We start from the raw sequence: 19282 nt of genomic DNA on the forward strand, positions 1-19282 counted from the left end.
GCGTTCGCCCGCATCAATTGCGTTGGCGCCACGTGTCATCCTGTTCCGGTTACATCACTTGCCGGACGATTCCCGCACGAAGCTTGGGCGTCGTTTGCGCAAGAAGGCAGCTATTTCCAAGGAAAACCGAATCGCTAAGAGCACTGCCTGCTTCGTCTCATCCGGTTAAGGCGGACCCTAGCCGCATTCCCCGGCATTGCCAAGCGCTTTTTTGCACTGCGTCAAGGCTTTCCCTGTTCAAACATAAGAACCCTGTCGTTTCCGCCGAGATCGACAAATGCCCCGGCCGGCCTGTAGCCGGCTGCCGTGAATATGTCTTTGACCTCATTGCGCTGCGTGTGGCCGATCTCGACCGCAATCTTGCCTTGTGCTTCCAAAAACCTTGCCGCCCCGGCGGCGATGATTCTGTAGGGGCCAAGACCGTCCACACCGCCGTCGAGGGCTCTGTGCGGATCGAAATCGCGGACCTCGTCCTGCAGATTTCCAATGTCTTCAGACGGTATATAGGGAGGATTTGCGGCAATTACATGGTAGCGGCCGCAAACTTTTGCGAACCAGTCGGAGTGCAGGGCCTCGAACCGGCCGGCCAGCCCGAGTTGCTCGGCATTGCGGGTCGCGGTCGTGAGCGCATCTTGTGAAATGTCCACGCCGGTGGCGGTCGCGGCGGGAACGGCGCTGAGCAGGGCCAGCGCAATGGCGCCGGTGCCGGTGCCGAGGTCGAGGATGCGGCATTCCCCCAGCCTTTCGGCCGTTTCGCTGGCAAAAGGCAGGACCGCCTCGACCAGCGTTTCGGTATCCGGCCGCGGCTCAAGCGTTCCCGGCGACAGACCAAGACGCAGGCCGTAGAATTCGCGATAACCGAGGATGCGGTGCACCGGCTCGCCGGCAAGGCGGCGCCGCAAGGCAGCATCGATTGAAGCGAGTGTACCGGCGTCGACCGCCCTTTGCGGCTCGGCGATGGCCTGCGTGCGGTCGGTGCCGGAAAAATGTTCGACAATCAGCCTGGCGTCCAGCGCCGGATCGGCAATGCCGGCCGCGGCCAGCCGCTCCCGCGCTGCCCGCAGCAGCGGCCCGAGCGTGCCGGGCAGGATGTCAGCCATCGAGCCCGATATCGGCAAGCAGCTTCGACTGGTGGTCCGCGATCAGCGCATTGATGACCTCGTCCAGCTCGCCCATCATCACCCGGTCGAGCTTGTAGAGCGTCAGGTTGATACGGTGATCGGTAAGGCGCCCCTGCGGGAAATTGTAGGTGCGGATGCGCTCCGAGCGGTCGCCGGAACCGACCTGCGATTTGCGCGCCTCGGAACGCTCCTCGTCCGCCTTGCTGCGCTCCATGTCATAGAGCCGCGCGCGTAGGATCTGCATGGCTTTCGCCCGGTTCTGGTGCTGCGACTTTTCCGCCTGCACCACCATGATGCCGGTCGGCAGATGGGTGATGCGCACCGCCGAATCGGTGGTGTTGACATGCTGGCCGCCGGAGCCTGAGGCCCGCATGGTGTCGATGCGGATGTCTTCGGCGCGGATGTCGATATCGACCTCTTCGGCTTCCGGCAGCACGGCCACCGTCGCCGCCGAGGTGTGGATGCGCCCGCTGGCCTCGGTGGCCGGCACGCGCTGGACGCGATGCACCCCGGATTCGAACTTCAGATGGGCAAAGACGCCCCGGCCGGAAATGGTGGCGATGATTTCCTTGAAGCCGCCGGCATCGCCGTCGCTGGCCGACACGGTCTCGAAGCGCCAGCCGCGTTCGGCGGCATAGCGCTCATACATGCGAAACAGGTCGCCGGCGAACAGCGCTGCCTCATCGCCGCCGGTGCCGGCGCGAATTTCGAGGATGGCGTTCTTGTCGTCGGCGGCATCCCTGGGCAGCAGCAGGATCTGGATATCCTTTTGCAGTTCCTCGATACGCTCCTCGACCCCGGGCAGATCGGCTTCGGCCAGCGCCCGCATCTCGGCATCGGTGCTTTTATCGGCAAGCATCGCTTCGAGGTCGGCCTGCTCATGCTCGGCCGCACGCAATTCCCTGACCTTGGCCACCATGTCCTGAAGCTCGGAATACTCCGAAGCCATCTTCACATAGGCATCGGCCGCCGGGCCGGCCGACATCTGCGCTTCGAGCATCTCGAAACGCTTGACGACCTGATCCATACGCTCGCGGGGAAGATTGACCATGGCGGATGCTATAGCGGGATGGAGCGGTCGTCGGCAAAGGCCTGCAGCAGCGCCCGCATCGGCAGCCCATGCGCCGGCGCCATCAGATTGTCGGCAAAGAAGGCCTCCAATTCCTCCAGCGGCAATTCGGTCAGCATCGCCTTGACCGGGCCGATCGAGGCCGGCGACATCGAGATCGAGCGGTAGCCGAGGCCGATCAGCGCCATGGCGGAGATGGGTTTGCCCGCCAGTTCGCCGCACAGCGTCACCGGCGTGTGGTTGCGCGCGCCGGCGTCCGCAATCTGCTTCAGCACCCTGAGGAACGGCGCCGACAGCGTGTCGAAGCGGTTGGCGAGCTGTGTGTTGCCGCGATCGACCGCCATGACGAACTGGAACAGATCGTTAGAGCCGACCGAGACGAAATCGACCGCCTTCATCAGATCGTCGAGCTGGAACAGCAGCGACGGCACTTCCAGCATGGCGCCGAGCTTGAGGCTGGTCGGCAGATGGTGGGCAAAGCGCGAGAGATGCCTGACCTCGCGGTCGATGATCTCGCGCGCCTGGGCGATTTCGCCGAGTTCGGTAACCATCGGCAGCATCAGCTTCAGTTCGCGCCCGCCGCAGGCCTTCAGCAGAGCGCGTATCTGGGTCCTGAGCAGGCCCGGCCGGTCGAGCGTAAGCCGGATCGCCCGCCAGCCCAGCGCCGGGTTTTCTTCCTGGATGGCGCCCTTGAAGTAGGGCAGCACCTTGTCGCCGCCGATGTCGATGGTGCGGAAGGTGACCGGCTTGCCGCGCGCCGCGTCGAGCACGTCGCGGTAGAGCTTCTCCTGCGCTTCGGCGCGCGGGAAGGTCGAGGCGACCATGAACTGCAATTCGGTGCGAAACAGGCCGATGCCGGCAGCACCGGCCTCGGCCAGCTGCGGCAGGTCGACGGCCAGACCTGCATTCATCAGCAAATCGACCTGGACGCCGTCCTTGGTCATAGACGGCTTCTTGCGCAGTTCGCGGTAGACTTCCTGCCGGCGCGCCCGGAAGCGGACCTTTTCGGCATAGGCGGCTTCGAGGTCGGGCTGCGGTCTGAGATGGATCGTGCCTTCCTCGCCGTCGACGATGATGGCATCGCCGTTTTCCGCCATGGAAACGGCGCCCTTCATCTGGCCGGCGACCGGGATGCCCATGGCGCGCGCGACGATGACGACATGGCTGGTGGCAGCGCCGTCTTCCAGCACCACGCCGCGCAGCTTGTCCCGGGGATAGTCGAGCAGTTCGGCTGCGCCCATCGAACGGGCTACCAGGATGGCGTCCTTTGGCAAGGACGCCGCGACATCCTCCGGCCCGCGTCCCATCAGCTGGCGCAGCAGCCGGTTGGCGAGGTCGTCGAAATCGCTCATCCGCTCGCGCAGATAGGGATCGGTCATGTGCAGCATGCGGGCGCGCATGTCGCTTTGCACCTTCTCCACCGCCGCTTCCGCCGTCAGGCCGTTGCGGATCGCCTCTTCCAGTCGGCGCACCCAGCCGCGGTCGTTGGCGAACATGCGATAGGCTTCGAGGACCTCGCGATGCTCGCCCTCGAAGGCGACGTCGCGTCGTTCCAGCATGTCGTCGATGGAGAGCCTGAGCGAGCCGAGCGACGTCTCGAGCCGTCGGACCTCTTCCTCGCTATCCTCGTTGAACAGATTGGTGACGACGATGCGCGGCTCGTGCAGCACGACATGGCCAAGCCCGACGCCTTCATTGAAGGACAGGCCGGTGAAGCTGACAGGGCGGCGCAAATCGAGTTCCAGCCCGGGCCGGGTCAGCCGCGCGAGATCGCCGGTGGCGATCATCTCGGCGATCACCATGGCGGTGGTTTCCAGCGCCTCGACTTCGTCGTCGCGGTAGTGGCGCATGGTCTTGTTCTGCACGACGAGCACGCCGAGCGTGCGCCCTGCCCGCAGCACGGGCACGCCGAGGAAGGAATTGTAGATCTCTTCGCCCGTCTCCGGCAGGTAGGCGAAGGCCGGGTGCTCCTGCGCGTTGGAGAGGTTCAGCGGCCGCGCACTGGCGGCAATCGTGCCGACCAGGCCTTGCCCTAGCCGCAACTGAGCCAAGTGGACGGCGTTCGGATTCAGACCCTCGGTGGCGTAGAGTTCGAGCACCGAATCGGCGCGCAGCACGTAGAGCGAGCAGACTTCGGCGACCATGTTGGAGGCGATGTCGCGCACGATCCGGTCAAGCCGCTCCTGCGGCTCCAGCGGCTCCTGCATGAGCTCGCGGAGCCGTTTCAGCAGAACGCGCGGGCCACTGGCCGTATCACGCATCGCGGCTTCTTCTCCAATGGGAATTTTGCCCGCCGCAGTTTCCACTGCGACCGGCGCACACGCAACAACTCAAATCGTTCTCGCTACTGCTTATCCAGACCGTAGACGGAATGCAAAGTGCGAACCGCCAGTTCGGTGTAGGGACCGTCGATCAGTATCGAAATCTTGATCTCGGAGGTGGTGATGGCCCGGATGTTGATGGCCTTGTCGGCCAGCGCCTTGAAGGCCGTGGCGGCGACACCCGCATGGCTGCGCATGCCGATGCCGATGACCGAGACCTTCGACATGCCGGCTTCGGACTGCACGACGTCATAGCCGATCGAAGCCTTCAGGCGCTCGAGCACGGCCAGCGCCTTGTCGACGTCGCCCGACGGAACGGTAAAGGTCATGTCGGTGAACTTGCCGTCCTCGGAGATGTTCTGGACGATCATGTCGACATTGATGTTGGCCTCGGCCAGCGGCCCGAAGATGCCGGCGGCAACGCCCGGGCGGTCACCGACACGGCGCAGTGAGATCTGCGCCTCGTCCTTGGCGTAGGCAATTCCGGTGACGACCTGCTGTTCCACGATCTCTTCCTCGTCGCAAATGAGCGTTCCCGGCGGATTGAGCAAATCCCCCATTCCGGGCGCATCGGGATCGTCGAAGGACGACCGCACGAAAGTACGCACCCTGTGCACCATGGCAAGCTCGACCGAGCGCACCTGCAGCACCTTGGCGCCCAGCGAGGCCATTTCGAGCATTTCCTCGAACGAAATCTTGGCCAGCCGGCGGGCCTTCGGCTCGATGCGCGGATCGGTCGTATAGACCCCGTCGACATCGGTGTAGATGTCGCAGCGGTCGGCCTTGACTGCGGCTGCGATGGCCACGGCACTGGTGTCGGAGCCGCCGCGGCCGAGCGTGGCGATGCGGTTGTCCGGGCCGATGCCCTGGAAACCGGCGACGACCGCCACCTGGCCCTCACCGAAACGCTTGATCAAAAACGCGCCGTCGATGTCGAGGATGCGCGCCGCGCCATGCGCATTGTCGGTCTTGATCGGGATCTGCCAGCCCTGCCAGGAGCGGGCATGCACGCCCATATTCTGCAGCGTGATCGCCAGAAGGCCGGCGGTGACCTGTTCGCCCGAGGCGACGACGGCGTCATATTCGCGCGCGTCATGCATCGGCGAGGCTTCGCGCGTCCAACCGACCAGTTCGTTGGTCTTGCCGGCCATGGCCGACACCACCACGGCCACTTCATGGCCGGCATCGACCTCACGTTTGACGTGACGCGCCACGTTGCGGATGCGGGCGATGTCGGCGACGGAGGTCCCGCCGAATTTCATCACGATGCGCGCCATGGAAGCGAAATGCCTTTGACTGAAGCCGGCCCGAGGCCGAAAGGGGAAGAAAGCGTCCGACAGAAGCCGGTCGCTGAATGCGCGGCCTCCTTAGCCAAATGATCGCCGTTTCGCAAGGCTGGCCACGGATTGCCGGCTTCAGGACGACGGCATATTGCGTTCCGCCCCGCCGCCGCTTACCAAATGCTGCCCGCGGGGAACTGCTTTTGGTCCGGCATATCAAATGATTGCTCGTCTTCGGCGTGCCATGAGATGGCAATCGCTGCCGCTGTTCATCGGCTTTGCCGTGCTGGCGTTGATCGTCGGCACGCGCGCCGTGCTGGTCGAGGGCCAGAGGGCCAATCGCGAAGCGGCGCGCCAAGCCATCGAATACCAGGAATCCCTGTCCGGCCTGCTGTCGCTGGCGCAGGACGCCGAAACCAGCCAGCGCGGCTATCTCCTGACCGGCGACAAATCCTACCTCCAGCCCTATCGGCAGGCGATCGAAGCCATTCCGGGCCAGCTTGCCCGCATCGACAGCATGACCGCACCGGACGACGAACTCGTCCAGCAGATCAATCGCATCAAGGACGCGCTTTCGCTGAAGCAGGCCGAACTGGCGCAGACGATTGCGCTTTACGATCGCGGCGATGCGGCGAAAGCGCTGGAACTGGTTCGCGGCGGCCAGGGCAAGGCCGCAATGGACCAGATCAGGGCCAGCATGGACACCATCCGGCGCATCGGCGGCGCGGCCATCGCGGCCCGCGACGACCATACCGACCGGGTCGAAAGCTGGCTGCGCATCGGCTCATTCGCAGCCCTGCTCGCAATCTTCCTGCTTGGCGCCTACACGATACGCCTGTCGCGCCGCCGTTTTCGCGAGGTCGCTGTCGCCCAGGAAGAGCTGATGCGCAAGAACATCGAGCTCGGCAACGAGATCCGGACGCGCGAAACGGCCGAATCGCAGATCCGCCAGATGCAGAAGATGGAAGCGGTCGGCCAGCTGACCGGCGGTATCGCCCACGATTTCAACAACATGCTGGCGGTGATCATCAGCGCCATGAACCTCGCCCAGCGCAAGCTCGCGCGCGGCGAGCAAGACATCGCGAAATTCATCGAGGCGGCAGCCGACGCGGCGATGCGCGCCGCCAATCTGACATCGCGGCTGCTTGCCTTCTCGCGCCAGCAGCCGCTGGCGCCGCAAGTGGTCGACACCAATCGTCTGGTTACCGGGATGTCGGACCTGTTGCGGCGAGCGCTCGGGGAAACCGTCCGCATCGAAACCGTGCTCGCGGGCGGCCTGTGGAAAACCCATGCCGATCCGAGCCAGATCGAGAACGCCATCCTCAATCTCGCGGTCAATGCCCGAGACGCCATGGACGACAATGGCAAGCTGACCATCGAGACCGCCAACAGCCATCTCGACGACAGCTACGCCGTTACCCATGCGGAGGTCAAAGCCGGCCAGTATGTGATGATCGCGGTCAGCGACACAGGCGCCGGCATGTCGGCGGACGTCATGGAGAAGGCCTTCGAGCCGTTCTTCACCACCAAGCCGGTCAACAAGGGCACCGGCCTGGGGCTGAGCCAGGTGTTCGGCTTCGTCAAGCAGTCGGGCGGTCACGTCAAGATCTACTCCGAACCCGGCGAAGGCACGACGATCAAGATCTATCTGCCGCGTTTCTTCGGTGCGGAGGAGCCTGTCCTGCCCACTGGCCGAGACGACAATCCCGCAGCGGTCACCGAGACGGTCCTTGTTGTCGAGGACGACGCCCGCGTGCGCGCCTCGACGACCGACGCATTGCGCGAACTCGGCTACACCGTCATCCATGCCGGCAGCGGCCACGAAGCGCTGCAGAAACTGGCGGACAATCCAGGTGTCGTGCTTCTGTTCACCGACATCGTCATGCCGGTGATGAACGGCCGCAAGCTCGCCGAGGAGGCGCTCGCGCGCCTGCCGCAGCTGAAGGTGATCTTCACCACCGGCTTCACCAAGAACGCCGTGGTCCACAATGGCGTGCTCGACCATGACGTGCATTTCCTGGCCAAACCCTTCACCATCGAGCAACTGGCGGCAAAACTGCGCGACGTGCTGGGCGCGAAATGACCGAGATCCTGGAAATCGTCAATTTTCGCCTTAAGCCGGGGACCGAAGTGGGCTTCGCCGCCGGCAACAGCCTGGTCAGCGACTGGCTGGCACGGCAACCGGGTTTCGTCAGCCGCTGCCTGGCCCGGCGGGATGATGGCGGCTGGGTCGATGTTGTGCTCTGGCGCAACCGCGAGCAGGCTCTCGCTGCCGCAGGACGGATCATGGCCGAGATAGGCGATTGCGAGGCGATGCGGGCCATCGATCCCGCCAGCGTCGACATGCGACATGCCGAGGTCGCCCTGTCGAGCTAACCCACGCTCTGGTTGGCCGTAGACAGTTCCCAGTCGGGATCGGCCTTGCCCAGTCCGGCAACGACACGGTCGCGGCCGTCCGCCTTTGCCTGATAGAGCGAACGATCCGCGGCGTTGACGATCTCGACCCATGACGCGCCGAGTTCCGGGAAGGCGGACACGCCGAATGAGGCCGTGATGGTGCCGAGCGTGCGGCCGCGATGCGCCAGATGCAGCTGCTTGATCGCCTTGCGCAGTGCCTCGGCGTGCTCGGCGGCATCGGCGAGCGACGTCCCTGGAAGCATCAGCGCGAATTCCTCGCCGCCATAGCGAGATACCACATCGCTATCCCTGGCGTGGTCGAGCAGCGCGGCGGCGACCTGCTTGAGCACGAGGTCGCCCGCTTCATGGCCGAACGTGTCGTTGAATTGCTTGAAATGATCGACGTCGAGCATGATTACCGCCATCGGCTGCCCGGAACGCTGCAGGCGCCTCAACTCGCGGCTGCTTGTCTCCTCGAGATAGCGACGGTTGTAGAGCCCTGTGTTCGGATCGCGGATGGACTGTTGCCGCAACGTTTCGCGCAGGCGCAGATTGGCGAGCGCCAACGCCAGCGTGTCGACGACGCCGCGCAGCACCTGTTGCCGCTCCGAGAGCCATTGCGGCCTCTCGGCGGCATCGGGTTCGCACAGATGCAGGATGCCAAGCGTTTCGCCCTGCGCCGCCAGCGGCATGCAGACATAGCCGCGACCGCCATTTTCGGTGATATGGTTGCAGCGCGGCGTCAGCATGCCGGGACCCGCGACATGCTCCTGGCCGCGGCGCAGCGCCCAGCAGTCTTCCGGGGCAAATTGCCCGACGCTTGACCGCACATCGCCCCAATGCGCCATTTCCTCGACCAGGTTGCGCGAGGCGCTGGTCAGGTGGACGGTTCCGCTCAGGCCGTCGAAGAAGTCAGGCATGGCCGAGCCGACGACCGAAAACGCCTCATGGAAGGTAACGCAGGCCTGCAGCAATTCTCCAAGCTTGACCAGGCGGGTCGTGGCTTGCGACGTCTGCTTCAATTCGTGGTTGAGCGTCGCCAACTCCTCGGCGCGATCGTTCACCGCCCGCTCGGCGCTGCGCAATTCGCTGATGTCGCTGAGCGTCAGCACGATGCCGCCATCGGCGCGATTGAGCGGGTTGCAGCTCGCGACCACTGGCAGCTGCGATCCGTCCGGCTTCACCAGCCGCACCTCGCTCTGGTGTCGGCGACCCGTGGCCAGCGCCAGTTCGACCGGGGATGCTCCCGGCGTCAGCCTGTCTCCCGACAGTCCCCGCATCTCCAGCACCGAGCGCCAGTCCTGCCCCTCGATCTTGCTGGCGTGCCGCCCCGCAATGTCGGCGGCCGCCGGATTGACCGACACGATCCGCCCCTCGCCGTCGAGGACGGCGATGCCCTCGGCGACCGTGCGCACGATATCCTCGATGTAAGCCTTCTGGTCGACGAGCTGCAGGCGCGAGGATTCGAGCTGCGACGCCATGCTGTCGAAGCCTTGCGCCAACTGGCCGAACTCGTCCCTGGACGTGCCGCCGATACGAGAGCCGGCGTCGCCACGTGCCAGCGCTTCGATGCCGCGGTTGAGGCCGGAAAGGCCGGCGCTGAAACGGCTGAGCAACAGGAAAGCGGAGAGCGCGGCAACCAGCATGGCTGCGACAGTGGAAAGGCCGACAAGCCACAGCATGTCGTTGGTCCGGTGTTGGACGGCGCGCAGCAGCGGCGTGTATTCGTACAGCACGGCGCCGACGACCTTACCGGGGGTGTCCTCGATCGGAACAACGACCAGGTTGATCGGCTCGGACACGTCGCCGCTGTCTTCGACGAAGTCGCGCGGCTCGCCATCGTCGAGCGTGCGGGCGACTTCGTTGCCGCGATCGTGCTCGAACACGGTTCCGACATTCTGTTCCTCACCGGGGACGTCGGCCAGGATGACCTTGCCGCGATCGACGACGACGAGATCGCGTTTCGAACGGCCGTGCTGCGAGGTCACGAACTCGCGTAGCGCCTCGGGCCTCTCGAACACCGGCCGCGCATCGGAAGCTTTGAAGGCTATGGCTTCCGCCAGTTGCCGCCCCGCGCTTGTCGCCTCGGCCAGCGCGTGGGATCTGGTCAGCGACATCTGGGAGAATATCGCTATGCCGCCCACCAGGCCAATCAGGGCCGCAGCGCTCAGTAGTGTCGCAATGATCTGGGTCTTGATTCGCACCAAGTCATCTCGATGATCGGACGAGCAATGTACATGCCAAATCCCGATCGCGCGCTGGAAAACCTCTAGGCTCGTAAATTTGATGTTAAGAGGCGAGCAACCTCGCTGCACCAGTGGGCGATCAGGTGGCCAAGCGCTGACAGGTCGCGGCCGACAACACCGGCCGACGCGGCGTCATCGCCGGCCGGTTCTGGCAGGAGCCGCAAAAACCCGTCTTGACTTTCTTGCCCCGGCACCCGACTTCCTAGCGCTCTACAGCGCCGCGCGTCCTTTCGGACGCGCAACGGACGCTGTAGCACTTTGATTTTGCGTATGATCCTTTCCGAAAAAATCGAAGCCGATTTTCGGGGTCATGCTCTAGGAGACCCGCCCCATGCCAGAGCCCCGCCGATCGACGATCGACGCCGGAGAAGTCGAACGCTTCTCAGCCCTTGCCGCCGAATGGTGGAACCCGAACGGCAAATTCCGCCCGCTGCACAAGTTCAACCCGGTCCGGCTGGCCTATATCAGGGACCAGGTGGCGGCGCGCTTCGGCCGTGATCCGCGCGCGGCGCGGCCGTTCGAAGGCCTGCGCTTCCTGGATATAGGCTGCGGCGGCGGGCTGTTGTGCGAGCCGATGGCCAGGCTGGGCGCCGAAGTGGTCGGTGCCGACGCATCGGCAACCAACATTGAGGTGGCGAAGCTGCACGCGGCCGAAGGCGGCGTGACGGTCGATTACCGCGCAACGACCGCGGAAGACCTTGCCGATTCCGGCGAGAAATTCGACGTCATCCTCAACATGGAAGTGGTCGAGCATGTCGCCGACATCGACCTGTTCATCGGCAAGTGCGCAGAGATGGTGAAGCCCGGCGGCATTATGTTCGTGGCCACCATCAACCGAACGCTGAAAGCGCTCGGTCTGGCCATCATCGGCGCTGAATATGTGCTGCGCTGGCTGCCGCGCGGCACCCACCAGTTCGGCAAGCTGGTGCGGCCCGAAGAGCTGGAAAAGGCGCTGGGCAGCGCCGCCATGACGGTCATCGACCGCACCGGCGTCATCTACCACCCGCTCGCGGACCGCTGGCAGCGCTCCAAGGACATGGACGTGAACTACATGGTGCTGGCGGAAAAGGGATCGGTCTGAACGAAGAAGCGTTGGCGACCGTGGACACTCTGAGGGCCCGAAAGCTGGCGCTCGATCTTCCCGAAACGGTCGAGAAATCGCATTTCCGCAAGGCTGACTTCCGCGTCCGCAACCGTATCTTCGTGTCGCTGCCCGAAGCCGACCGTGCCGTCGTCAAGCTCGACCGCGACCAGCAGGAGATGATGGCCGCGGCTGAACCATCGGTTTTCAAGCCGGTGCCCGGCGGTTGGGGTCAAAAGGGCTGGACGTCGATCATGCTTGAAGCCTGCGACGAACAGACGTTTCGCAGCGCAATTCGAACGGCATGGCGAAATGTCGCCCCGCCCGCCCTGCTCAAACGGTTCGACGCAAGCCAGATGTAGCCCGCTTACGCTTTCTGGCTTTGCGCCTTGGTGGTGATGATCACGCCGATGGTGACGATGACCGCTCCGGCCCAGGTCAGCAGCTGATAGTGCTCGCCTAGAAAGATCGTGCCGGCAAACAGCCCGACGGCCGCCGCCACATAGCCGATCTGGCTGAGATAGACCGGTCCGCCGACCGCCTGCAGCCGGAAGAAGAAGGCGAACATCGCCGAAGCTGACGCAACCTGCGCAACGACGACCAGCGGCACGCTGGCGAGCGGGGCGAAGGCGCCGACGCCGAACAGCACGAGAATGCCGATCAGCAGCAGCGTTGCCGAGGCCAGGTGGCTGCCGACGGCAAGTTCGATCGGACCGGTGCCTTCGGGCCAGTCGACGGTGCGATAGATGTTGCCGGCAGCAAGGCTGACCGGAATCAGGAGCCCGACCAGCACCCAGAAGAAATCAGCCGGCTGGCCGGCCTCGCCGCGCGTCACCGCCACCATGACCGCGCCGATGAAGCCGACGGCGATGCCGATGATGCCGAGCATGTTGGGCCGGCGCACGCCAAGCAGGATCGAAAACACCAGCGTAACGACCGGCGACAGCGTGAACATGATGCCGGTGTAACCGGCGCCGAGATGCGGGATGGCCGAAAACATCAACAAATTGGGCGCGGCATAGGACACGGCGGCCGTGATGAAGAAATAGCGCAGCCGGTGCTGGGTGAGCCGCATGCGCTGGCCGCTGGCGAGCAAAGCACACAACAGGACGCTGCCGGCGCCGAACGAGATGACGAAGGCCCAGACCATCGCCGGGACGCCGGCCGCGGTGGCCAGCTTGCCGAACGGCAGCGTCAGGCCGAGCAGGCCACCGGTGACGACCAGAAGGCCAAGCGCCGATTCCCAGAGAAATTTCATCGGATAGTCTCGTCCACTCACTTGCGAAATTGGCACTTGCGGCGCTGCGCCGGTCTTGTATCTTGAGGTAACATAGCACAAAGATTCTTAACATAAAGATATTTAATGGTAAGACAAATGGATCGCGCGGCAAAGGCGGTCGAGCAATGGAAACGGGAGCGCCCGGACCTGGACGTTTCGCCGATGCTGGTGCTTGGGCGGCTGAATGAAGCCTCGTCGCTGGTCGCCCGCGAGCGCCTCGCACCGCTATTTGCCCGTTTCGGATTGCAGGCCGGCGAATTCGACGTCCTGGCAACGCTGCGGCGTTCCGGCCAGCCTTATGCGCTCACGCCGACCGCTCTCTACGAGGCGACTATGGTGACGTCGGGCGCTATGACCAACCGGCTCGACCGGCTGGAAAAGGCGGGCCTCATCCTGCGCGGCCCGCATCCCAACGACCGGCGCGGCATTGTCGTGCAACTCACGGAAAACGGTCTGGCCTTGATCGATGCGGCCCTGACCGCCCACGTTGCCAACGAACACGAAATCCTCGCCGGCCTGACCGTTGCCGAACGCGACACGCTAGCTGGCCTGCTTGCAAAGCTGATCGGCAGTAGCGTCTAGCCGGTCAGCCTGCCCGCCGCCGCGCAAAACGGCGTCGGTGTTGCCAGCGCCCGTAGGACATGACGAGACCGACAAACCATCTGGGCAAGTTGTTGTAGAGAAGAGCATCCCGTACACCGTCGAGGTAACGTTCGGCCATCGCTTCGTCCGAGAGATCGGGCATGGCGGCAAGTGTCGCCTCGACGTCCTCAAGCCGGCCTCGTCCGGTCGGCAATCTGGCGGCGAAGGCGATCTCCCGGCGCAGGCAAACTTGCTCGACCCGATCTCGTAATGCCTCTTCATAGCCGATGCTGCATCGCATCAGGCGGGCATGCGTGGCTTCATGAACGATAGACGATGCAACGCGCTTGGATGTCGTGTCTTCGTGGACAAGATAGCGTTCGTCCAGTTCACAGGCCTGTGATGCAACTGCCCATTGAGCAACCGAAGATGGAAGCGTCGTGACGAGAATCTGCCTGACGTCGCGCAGCATATGCTTGTAGCGTACCGGGTCGAAATCCCTGATAAGGCCGAGCGCCTCAACGATCTTGTCAGCGCCCTTGTCGCTCACAATCACCAACCCGTCGACCGTGTGGTGAGCGCTGAGCTTGACGAGAACGCGGCGGGCCAGGCGATCGATGACACCCCTAATTGCGCGTTGCGGCTCTGCTGCCTTCAGGTCACGCGAAGCTCCCTTGGAATTCAGTTCCGGTCCTCCGGAAAGCTCGGGATCGGCATGAACTCGACGCCGTCTTCGGCGAGGCTCTTGGCTTCGTCCAGCGTCGCCTCGCCATATATGCCGCGCGGATCGGTTTCACCGAAATGGATCTTGCGCGCCTCCTCGGCGAATTTGTCGCCGACATAGTCGGCATTCTCACGCACCTTCTCGGCCATCGCCTTCAGCTGCGCCAAAGCCTGCTTCTGCGCTTCGCCCATGGCCAGCGCAATCGTTTCCTGCTTGCGGGCGGTGGAGACCGCCGGCGCCATCAGCGCCTTTTGCACCTTGTGCGAACCGCAGGTCGGGCAATCGACGAAGCCACGCTTCTTCTGCGTGTCGAAATCGTCATTGCTGCGAAACCAGCCCTCGAACTCGTGCTCATGCTCGCAGATCAGGGCAAAACGGATCACGAAGCTGCACCTCTGAGCCGCGGCACCTCGGCCGTGCCGGCATAGACGGCAAAATCGCGCGCGTTCTTGAGATTGGGGATCTTTTTGCGCGCCGCCGACGACTGCGCGGTATCAATCTCGGCGACGATTACACCAGGCTCGGCATGCGCCGCCTCGGCGATGATGCGACCCCACGGGTCAACGATCAGCGAATGGCCATAGGTTTCTCGGCCGTCCTCGTGCACACCACCTTGGGCAGCGGCAACCACATAAGCGCCGTTCTCGATGGCGCGGGCCCGCAGCAGCACGTGCCAATGGGCCTCGCCGGTCTGGCGGGTGAAGGCGGCGGGCACCGACAAAAGATCGGCGCCGGCCAGCGCCTCGGCGCGGAACAGCTGCGGAAAGCGCAGATCGTAGCAAACGGCAAAGCCAAGCCTGGCGCCATCGATCTCGGTGACGACGGCCTCGGTGCCCGGTTCATAGGCGGCGGATTCGCGCCAGCTCTCGCCATTGTCGAGGTCGACGTCGAACATGTGGATCTTGTCGTAGGTGGCAAGCGTGGCGCCGTCCGGCCCAAACAGCAGCGCTCGGTTGGCGAGCTTGCCGTCGGCACGCAGGATGGCGGTCGAGCCGATATGCAGGAAGACGCCGAGTTCGCTGGCGAGCTTGCGCGCGGTCGAAACGATGATGTCCTTGTCTTCCGAGGTGAAGGAGGCAGCCCTGGCTTCCTTGTCGCGGATCAGCGCGCCGGTCATTTCCGGGGTCTGGATGTAGGTAGCACCCAGGCTTGCCGCCTCGCGCACCAGCCGTTCCAGATCGACCGCATTGCGCTCAAGGCTTTCGCCTGAACGCATCTGGATCGCCGCCGCCTTGAAAACACCCATCGTCATGCCCTCTGTGCCGTCGAGCCGTTGGCAAGCAGCCTGTCCAGCTGCCCCCGCGCCTCCAGTTCGTGGAGTTCGTCGGAACCGCCGACATGCGTGTCGCCGATGAAAATCTGCGGAAAGGTGGTTCGCCCGTGCGCCCGCGAAATCATTTCCTGGCGCAATTCCGGCGAGAAGGAAGCGTCATGCTCGGTGTAGGCAACGCCCTTGCGATCGAGCAGCCGCTTGGCCGCCGCGCAATAGCCGCACATCATGCGGGTGTAGATCGTCACATCGAGCATTGGCCTGCAATCCTGTCTTTCCCTGATCTTATATAGTCGCGGACTCGTCGGCCCGAAAGTCCCCCGGCAGAACCCGCGCGAAGGTCAGCACGTCGACCGCTGCGGCGCCGCCCTTTTTCAATGCTTTGGCGACCGAGCGCACGGTGGCGCCGGTGGTGTAGACGTCGTCGACCAGAAGCACGCGGCGGCCGCCGATCTCGATTTCCGCTTCCGTCGGCACACGGAAGGCGGCGCGCACATTGTCCTCGCGCTCCTGCCGCTCCAGCCCGACCTGCTGGCGCGTGAGTTTGACGCGCCGGATCGCCGAGGGCGAGAAACGCAACCCACTGAGCTGCGAAACAGCCCTTGCCAGTTCCGCCGACTGGTTGAACTGGCGCCTGAAAAAGCGCCGCCAGTGCAGCGGCACCGGCACGACGACATCAGCGTCCGCGATCAGTTCGGCCCCGGCGCGCAGCATCCAGCGCGCCATCCATGGCGCGAGATCGGTGCGGTCCTGGTATTTCAACCCTTGCACCATCTGGCGGGCGACACCCGAATAGGCCACGGCCGCCCGCGCCCGCTCGAAAGGCGGCGGATCGGCGATCGCTTCGGCCGACAGGAACCCCTCGCCCATGTCGTGGGTGAACGGCGTGCCCATCACCGCGCACCACGGCCGCTCCAGGAGCCTGAGTTTGGGCCAGCAGGCGCCGCATAAAACGCCGGGCTGCGAGACATGCCTGCGGCAGCCGGCGCAGACCGGCGGGAACAGCACCCGTGCCGGCCAGTCCAACATCGTTTGAGCCAGGCTCTTGATCTCCATCACCGGATCGGCCACGTGGTTTGTCGTCCGCGCCACGATATCACAAGGCGGACAGACAGGGATGTTTGCCTTGCAGCCCATCATCGATACAGAGCTCTGGCTGGCACACAAGCGCCGGGCGTTGGGCCATCCCGTGGCTGGCGCCGATTTTCTGATGCGGCGGGCAGCGGAAGACCTAGCCGACCGGCTCGGCGCGGTCGAACGCCGGTTCGGCAAGGCCGCCGTGCTGTTTTGCCAGACGCCGGCCGCAACGGATGTGGTTGCTGCGAGCGGCAAGGCAGCGGAGATCGTGCGCGTCGAGGCAGACGCAGCGTTTCTGGACGGACAGCCAGGGCTGCTGGCACCGCTGGAGACCGTGCCGTTTCCGCCGGAAAGCCTGGATCTCGCCGTCTCGCTGCTGTCTTTGCAGGCGATGAACGACATTCCCGGCATGCTGGTGCAGATCCGCCGCGCGCTGCGGCCCGACGGGCTTTTCCTTGGCGCCTTCGCCGGCGCCGGCACGCTTTCAGAACTGCGCGAAAGCCTGCTCGCCGCCGAGACCGAGCTCTATGGCGGCGCCAGCCCGCGTGTCATCCCCTTCACCGATGTCCGCGACGCCGGCGCACTTCTGCAGCGCGCCGGCCTGGCGCTGCCGGTGGCCGACGTCGAAACGGTTACCGTGCGCTACGACACCCTTTTCAACCTCATCGCCGATCTCAGGGCGATGGGCGAAACCAGCGCGCTGACCGATCGCAGCCGGCGGCCGGGTGCGCGGAAGCTGTTTGCCCGTGCCGCCGAAATCTATGCCGAACGCTTTTCGGACGCCGACGGTCGGATCAGGGCAAGTTTCTCTGTTGTCTGGATGTCGGGCTGGGCACCCGATGCCTCGCAGCAAAAGCCCTTGAAACCGGGCTCGGCGAAGGTCTCGCTGAAGACGATACTGGAAAATCCCGGCGGGCGGTGACTTAGCTCCGGATCAGTGCTCGGCGAAGGCGTTGGCAAGCTTGCTGTTGGTGTCGCTGAACAGAAACTGGATCGCATTGCCGACTTTGCCGACGCCGCCGACGATGGCAAGCGACAGCACGGCGACAATCAGGCCATATTCAATGGCCGTGGCGCCTGTTTCGTCTTCCAAGAAACGCTGCAACAATGTCTTCATGATCGTCGATCCCTCTTGCCACGACCATACCGCCGACCTGTTAAGAAAGGTTAACGGCATAAGCTTAACAGGCGATGAAACGGGGCCCGCGTTAAGGAAATCAATAAGCTTTTGTTCACCTTCTTCGTCAGCAATCACCGCTGCGCCGGCCGTCGGCGCGGATGATGCAGACGGAACTGGGGGAGGGCTGCAGCACGCTTCTGCGCAGCGTATAGGTGGCGCGCGAGCCGATCGAACCGGTGCTCATCGTGTCCAGGCCGTTTGCAACAGCATCGCGGCTGGTCGATCGCGTCTGTTTGTCGAGGATGGGGACCGCAATCAGGGCCAGCGCCACCGCCGCCGAGCCGAACAGCAGCGTGATGCGCAATATGCTCATGCCGGCATTGGCGGCGCGAAAGCTGCGATCCGGCCGGATCGAATCCCACTCCTTGTCGAGGCTCATGCAATCGCTCCCGGCGAATCCGCTTTGCCGCAATTTTTCACGACGAGATAAATCTTCCATTAACGCTGGCTAAATCAGGCCGCGAAATGGCTTCTGCTCACAACAGGTCTATGAGGAACTGGATCAGCGGCGCATCGGCAGGCGGCATCGGATAGTCGCGCATCTGCTTTGGTCGCACCCATTTCAACGCCTGCCCCTCTTTCGGCTGCGCGATGCCGCGAAAGCGGCGGCAGACGAAGAGCGGCATCAGGAGATGGAAGTCATCGTAGGAATGGCTGGCGAAGGTGAGCGGCGCCAGGCAGGGTATGTCGGTCTCGATGCCGATCTCCTCCTGCAGTTCGCGGATCAGGCACTGTTCCGGCGTCTCGCCGGGCTCGACCTTGCCGCCCGGAAACTCCCACAGGCCGGCAAGCTGTTTGCCCTCGGGTCGCTGCGCCAGAAGCACGCGGCCATCGGCATCGACCAGCGCGCAGGCGGCGACCAGGAGCAGGCGTTTACCTTTGGCAATCTCGCTCATGCGCCTGGCGGCCGGCGGTAGTGGTAGCGATAGACCTCCTCGAAGCCGAGCGAGCGATAGAGCGCCAGCGCCGGCGCATTGCCGGCCTCGACCTGCAGCCAGGCTTCACGCGCCCCGCGCAGCCTGGCCCATTTCAGCGCCGACAGGATCAGGTTGCGGCCATGGCCCTTGTTGCGCGCCGATTTGTCGGTGGCGACCTCGAACAGGCCGGCAAGATCGCCGTCATGGACGCAGATCAGCACAGCCAGCGGCTCGGCCCCCTCTTCGAGCGCAAACAGCCCGACCTCGGGTTGAATGGCGCCTATGATTTCCGAAAGCCCCGGCCGAAGCGATGGATCCGAGCCGCTGACCTTGAGCGACGCACCAAGAAAGCGGCTGATATCCTTCAGCGGAATCTGGTCCATCGCCGGCGCCAGTTGCGCGTCCGCCAGCGGCAGCCGCATCACCAGCGATTCGTCGAATGTGCTCCAGCTCTCATTGTCGAGATGCCTGGCCAGGTCCGGCCCCGACAGCGGCGAGATGCGGAAGGTCAGCGGCCTGCCATAGGCATCGAAGCGCCGGCTGGCGCGGCCGATGCGCTCGGCGATGTGCTGGGTATCGCCGGGATCGAGCGGGTTGACCGAGTTCAGCCGCTTGGCCGGATGGCCGGCCGTCAGCCGCACCACCCAGGTGCCGTCATAGTGGACGGCCGCCGCCGGCCAGGCGCGAAAACCCGCAGCCTCGTAGCGGCGAACGATGGCGAGCATGCTTGCCGGATGC

General features: G+C 64.3%; 21 protein-coding genes. 6 read left to right on the top strand and 15 right to left on the bottom strand.

All coding sequences use genetic code 11. The features are described from left to right. Positions 1 to 221: 221 nt before the first annotated feature. The 4 genes from prmC to AC1DYC_RS19250 form a co-directional block, all read right to left on the bottom strand. The gene (gene prmC / locus AC1DYC_RS19235) at positions 222 to 1100 is read right to left on the bottom strand and encodes a peptide chain release factor N(5)-glutamine methyltransferase (RefSeq protein ID WP_477409034.1); all 879 of its coding nucleotides are present in this window, start codon (positions 1098 to 1100) and stop codon (positions 222 to 224) included. Next, positions 1093 to 2172 (bottom strand): peptide chain release factor 1, encoded by a 1080-nt coding sequence (gene prfA / locus AC1DYC_RS19240; protein ID WP_477409036.1) that lies wholly within the window; start codon positions 2170 to 2172, stop codon positions 1093 to 1095. The genes prmC and prfA overlap by 8 nt, the downstream gene beginning before the upstream one ends. Positions 2173 to 2180: 8 nt before the next feature. Then, positions 2181 to 4451, bottom strand: a complete 2271-nt coding sequence (ptsP, locus tag AC1DYC_RS19245; protein ID WP_477309660.1) for a phosphoenolpyruvate--protein phosphotransferase — start codon at positions 4449 to 4451, stop codon at positions 2181 to 2183. A gap of 83 nt (positions 4452 to 4534) precedes the next feature. After that, positions 4535 to 5788: an aspartate kinase gene (locus AC1DYC_RS19250; RefSeq protein ID WP_477409038.1), complete on the bottom strand. Its 1254-nt coding sequence runs from the start codon at positions 5786 to 5788 to the stop codon at positions 4535 to 4537. 247 nt (positions 5789 to 6035) lie between these two features. On the opposite strand from AC1DYC_RS19250, the gene AC1DYC_RS19255 reads away from it, so the two are divergent. Further along, entirely contained in the window at positions 6036 to 7874 is a 1839-nt protein-coding gene (locus AC1DYC_RS19255) for a CHASE3 domain-containing protein (RefSeq protein WP_477409040.1), read from the top strand. Beyond that, positions 7871 to 8167 carry an antibiotic biosynthesis monooxygenase family protein gene (locus tag AC1DYC_RS19260; RefSeq protein ID WP_477409042.1) on the top strand — a complete coding sequence of 99 codons (297 nt, stop codon included), beginning with the start codon at positions 7871 to 7873 and terminating at the stop codon, positions 8165 to 8167. The genes AC1DYC_RS19255 and AC1DYC_RS19260 overlap by 4 nt, the downstream gene beginning before the upstream one ends. On the opposite strand, the gene AC1DYC_RS19265 is transcribed toward AC1DYC_RS19260, so the two are convergent. Beyond that, entirely contained in the window at positions 8164 to 10392 is a 2229-nt protein-coding gene (locus tag AC1DYC_RS19265) for a diguanylate cyclase (RefSeq protein WP_477409044.1), read from the bottom strand. The two genes, AC1DYC_RS19260 and AC1DYC_RS19265, sit on opposite strands and share 4 nt — an antisense overlap. A 373-nt stretch (positions 10393 to 10765) precedes the next feature. On the opposite strand from AC1DYC_RS19265, the gene ubiG reads away from it, so the two are divergent. Then, the gene (ubiG, locus tag AC1DYC_RS19270; protein WP_477283364.1) at positions 10766 to 11515 is read left to right on the top strand and encodes a bifunctional 2-polyprenyl-6-hydroxyphenol methylase/3-demethylubiquinol 3-O-methyltransferase UbiG; all 750 of its coding nucleotides are present in this window, start codon (positions 10766 to 10768) and stop codon (positions 11513 to 11515) included. Between the two features lie 20 nt (positions 11516 to 11535). Beyond that, entirely contained in the window at positions 11536 to 11877 is a 342-nt protein-coding gene (locus tag AC1DYC_RS19275; protein WP_477409046.1) for an MmcQ/YjbR family DNA-binding protein, read from the top strand. A gap of 5 nt (positions 11878 to 11882) precedes the next feature. On the opposite strand, the gene AC1DYC_RS19280 is transcribed toward AC1DYC_RS19275, so the two are convergent. Further along, positions 11883 to 12773, bottom strand: a complete 891-nt coding sequence (locus tag AC1DYC_RS19280; protein WP_477409048.1) for a DMT family transporter — start codon at positions 12771 to 12773, stop codon at positions 11883 to 11885. Between the two features lie 117 nt (positions 12774 to 12890). Here AC1DYC_RS19280 and AC1DYC_RS19285 point away from each other — a divergent pair, with 117 nt between their 5' ends. Beyond that, complete coding sequence (locus AC1DYC_RS19285) at positions 12891 to 13376, top strand: MarR family winged helix-turn-helix transcriptional regulator (protein WP_477409050.1); 486 nt, start codon at positions 12891 to 12893, stop codon at positions 13374 to 13376. Between the two features lie 4 nt (positions 13377 to 13380). Here AC1DYC_RS19285 and AC1DYC_RS19290 read toward each other — a convergent pair whose 3' ends face one another. From AC1DYC_RS19290 to AC1DYC_RS19310, 5 genes are all read right to left on the bottom strand, one after another. Beyond that, positions 13381 to 13926, bottom strand: a complete 546-nt coding sequence (locus tag AC1DYC_RS19290) for a hypothetical protein (protein ID WP_477409052.1) — start codon at positions 13924 to 13926, stop codon at positions 13381 to 13383. A 131-nt stretch (positions 13927 to 14057) separates the two neighbouring features. After that, positions 14058 to 14483, bottom strand: coding sequence for a DUF1178 family protein (locus AC1DYC_RS19295; RefSeq protein ID WP_477409054.1), 426 nt, complete (start codon positions 14481 to 14483; stop codon positions 14058 to 14060). Then, the gene (locus AC1DYC_RS19300) at positions 14480 to 15346 is read right to left on the bottom strand and encodes a carbon-nitrogen hydrolase family protein (protein WP_477409622.1); all 867 of its coding nucleotides are present in this window, start codon (positions 15344 to 15346) and stop codon (positions 14480 to 14482) included. Before AC1DYC_RS19300 ends, AC1DYC_RS19295 begins: the two co-directional genes overlap by 4 nt. A 2-nt stretch (positions 15347 to 15348) precedes the next feature. Further along, complete coding sequence (gene grxC, locus AC1DYC_RS19305; RefSeq protein WP_477409056.1) at positions 15349 to 15627, bottom strand: glutaredoxin 3; 279 nt, start codon at positions 15625 to 15627, stop codon at positions 15349 to 15351. A gap of 28 nt (positions 15628 to 15655) precedes the next feature. Further along, positions 15656 to 16441, bottom strand: a complete 786-nt coding sequence (locus tag AC1DYC_RS19310) for a ComF family protein (RefSeq protein WP_477409624.1) — start codon at positions 16439 to 16441, stop codon at positions 15656 to 15658. A gap of 55 nt (positions 16442 to 16496) precedes the next feature. Between AC1DYC_RS19310 and AC1DYC_RS19315 the strand changes: the two genes are divergently transcribed. Beyond that, on the top strand, positions 16497 to 17369 hold the full coding sequence (locus tag AC1DYC_RS19315; RefSeq protein WP_477409058.1) for a methyltransferase domain-containing protein: 873 nt from the start codon (positions 16497 to 16499) through the stop codon (positions 17367 to 17369). 12 nt (positions 17370 to 17381) lie between these two features. Here the strand turns inward: AC1DYC_RS19315 and AC1DYC_RS19320 are convergent, their stop codons facing one another. From AC1DYC_RS19320 to AC1DYC_RS19335, 4 genes are all read right to left on the bottom strand, one after another. Then, the gene (locus AC1DYC_RS19320) at positions 17382 to 17564 is read right to left on the bottom strand and encodes a Flp family type IVb pilin (protein ID WP_477309668.1); all 183 of its coding nucleotides are present in this window, start codon (positions 17562 to 17564) and stop codon (positions 17382 to 17384) included. Positions 17565 to 17691: 127 nt separating this feature from the next. Beyond that, entirely contained in the window at positions 17692 to 18006 is a 315-nt protein-coding gene (locus tag AC1DYC_RS19325; RefSeq protein WP_477409060.1) for a hypothetical protein, read from the bottom strand. A gap of 97 nt (positions 18007 to 18103) precedes the next feature. Further along, a complete protein-coding gene (mutT, locus tag AC1DYC_RS19330; RefSeq protein WP_192258647.1) occupies positions 18104 to 18523 on the bottom strand; it encodes an 8-oxo-dGTP diphosphatase MutT in 420 nt (139 codons plus the stop codon). Next, the gene (locus AC1DYC_RS19335; protein WP_477409626.1) at positions 18520 to 19269 is read right to left on the bottom strand and encodes a GNAT family N-acetyltransferase; all 750 of its coding nucleotides are present in this window, start codon (positions 19267 to 19269) and stop codon (positions 18520 to 18522) included. The genes mutT and AC1DYC_RS19335 overlap by 4 nt, the downstream gene beginning before the upstream one ends. Positions 19270 to 19282 lie beyond the last annotated feature (13 nt).

It is taken from the genome of Mesorhizobium sp. P2_E7 (genome assembly GCF_056403855.1).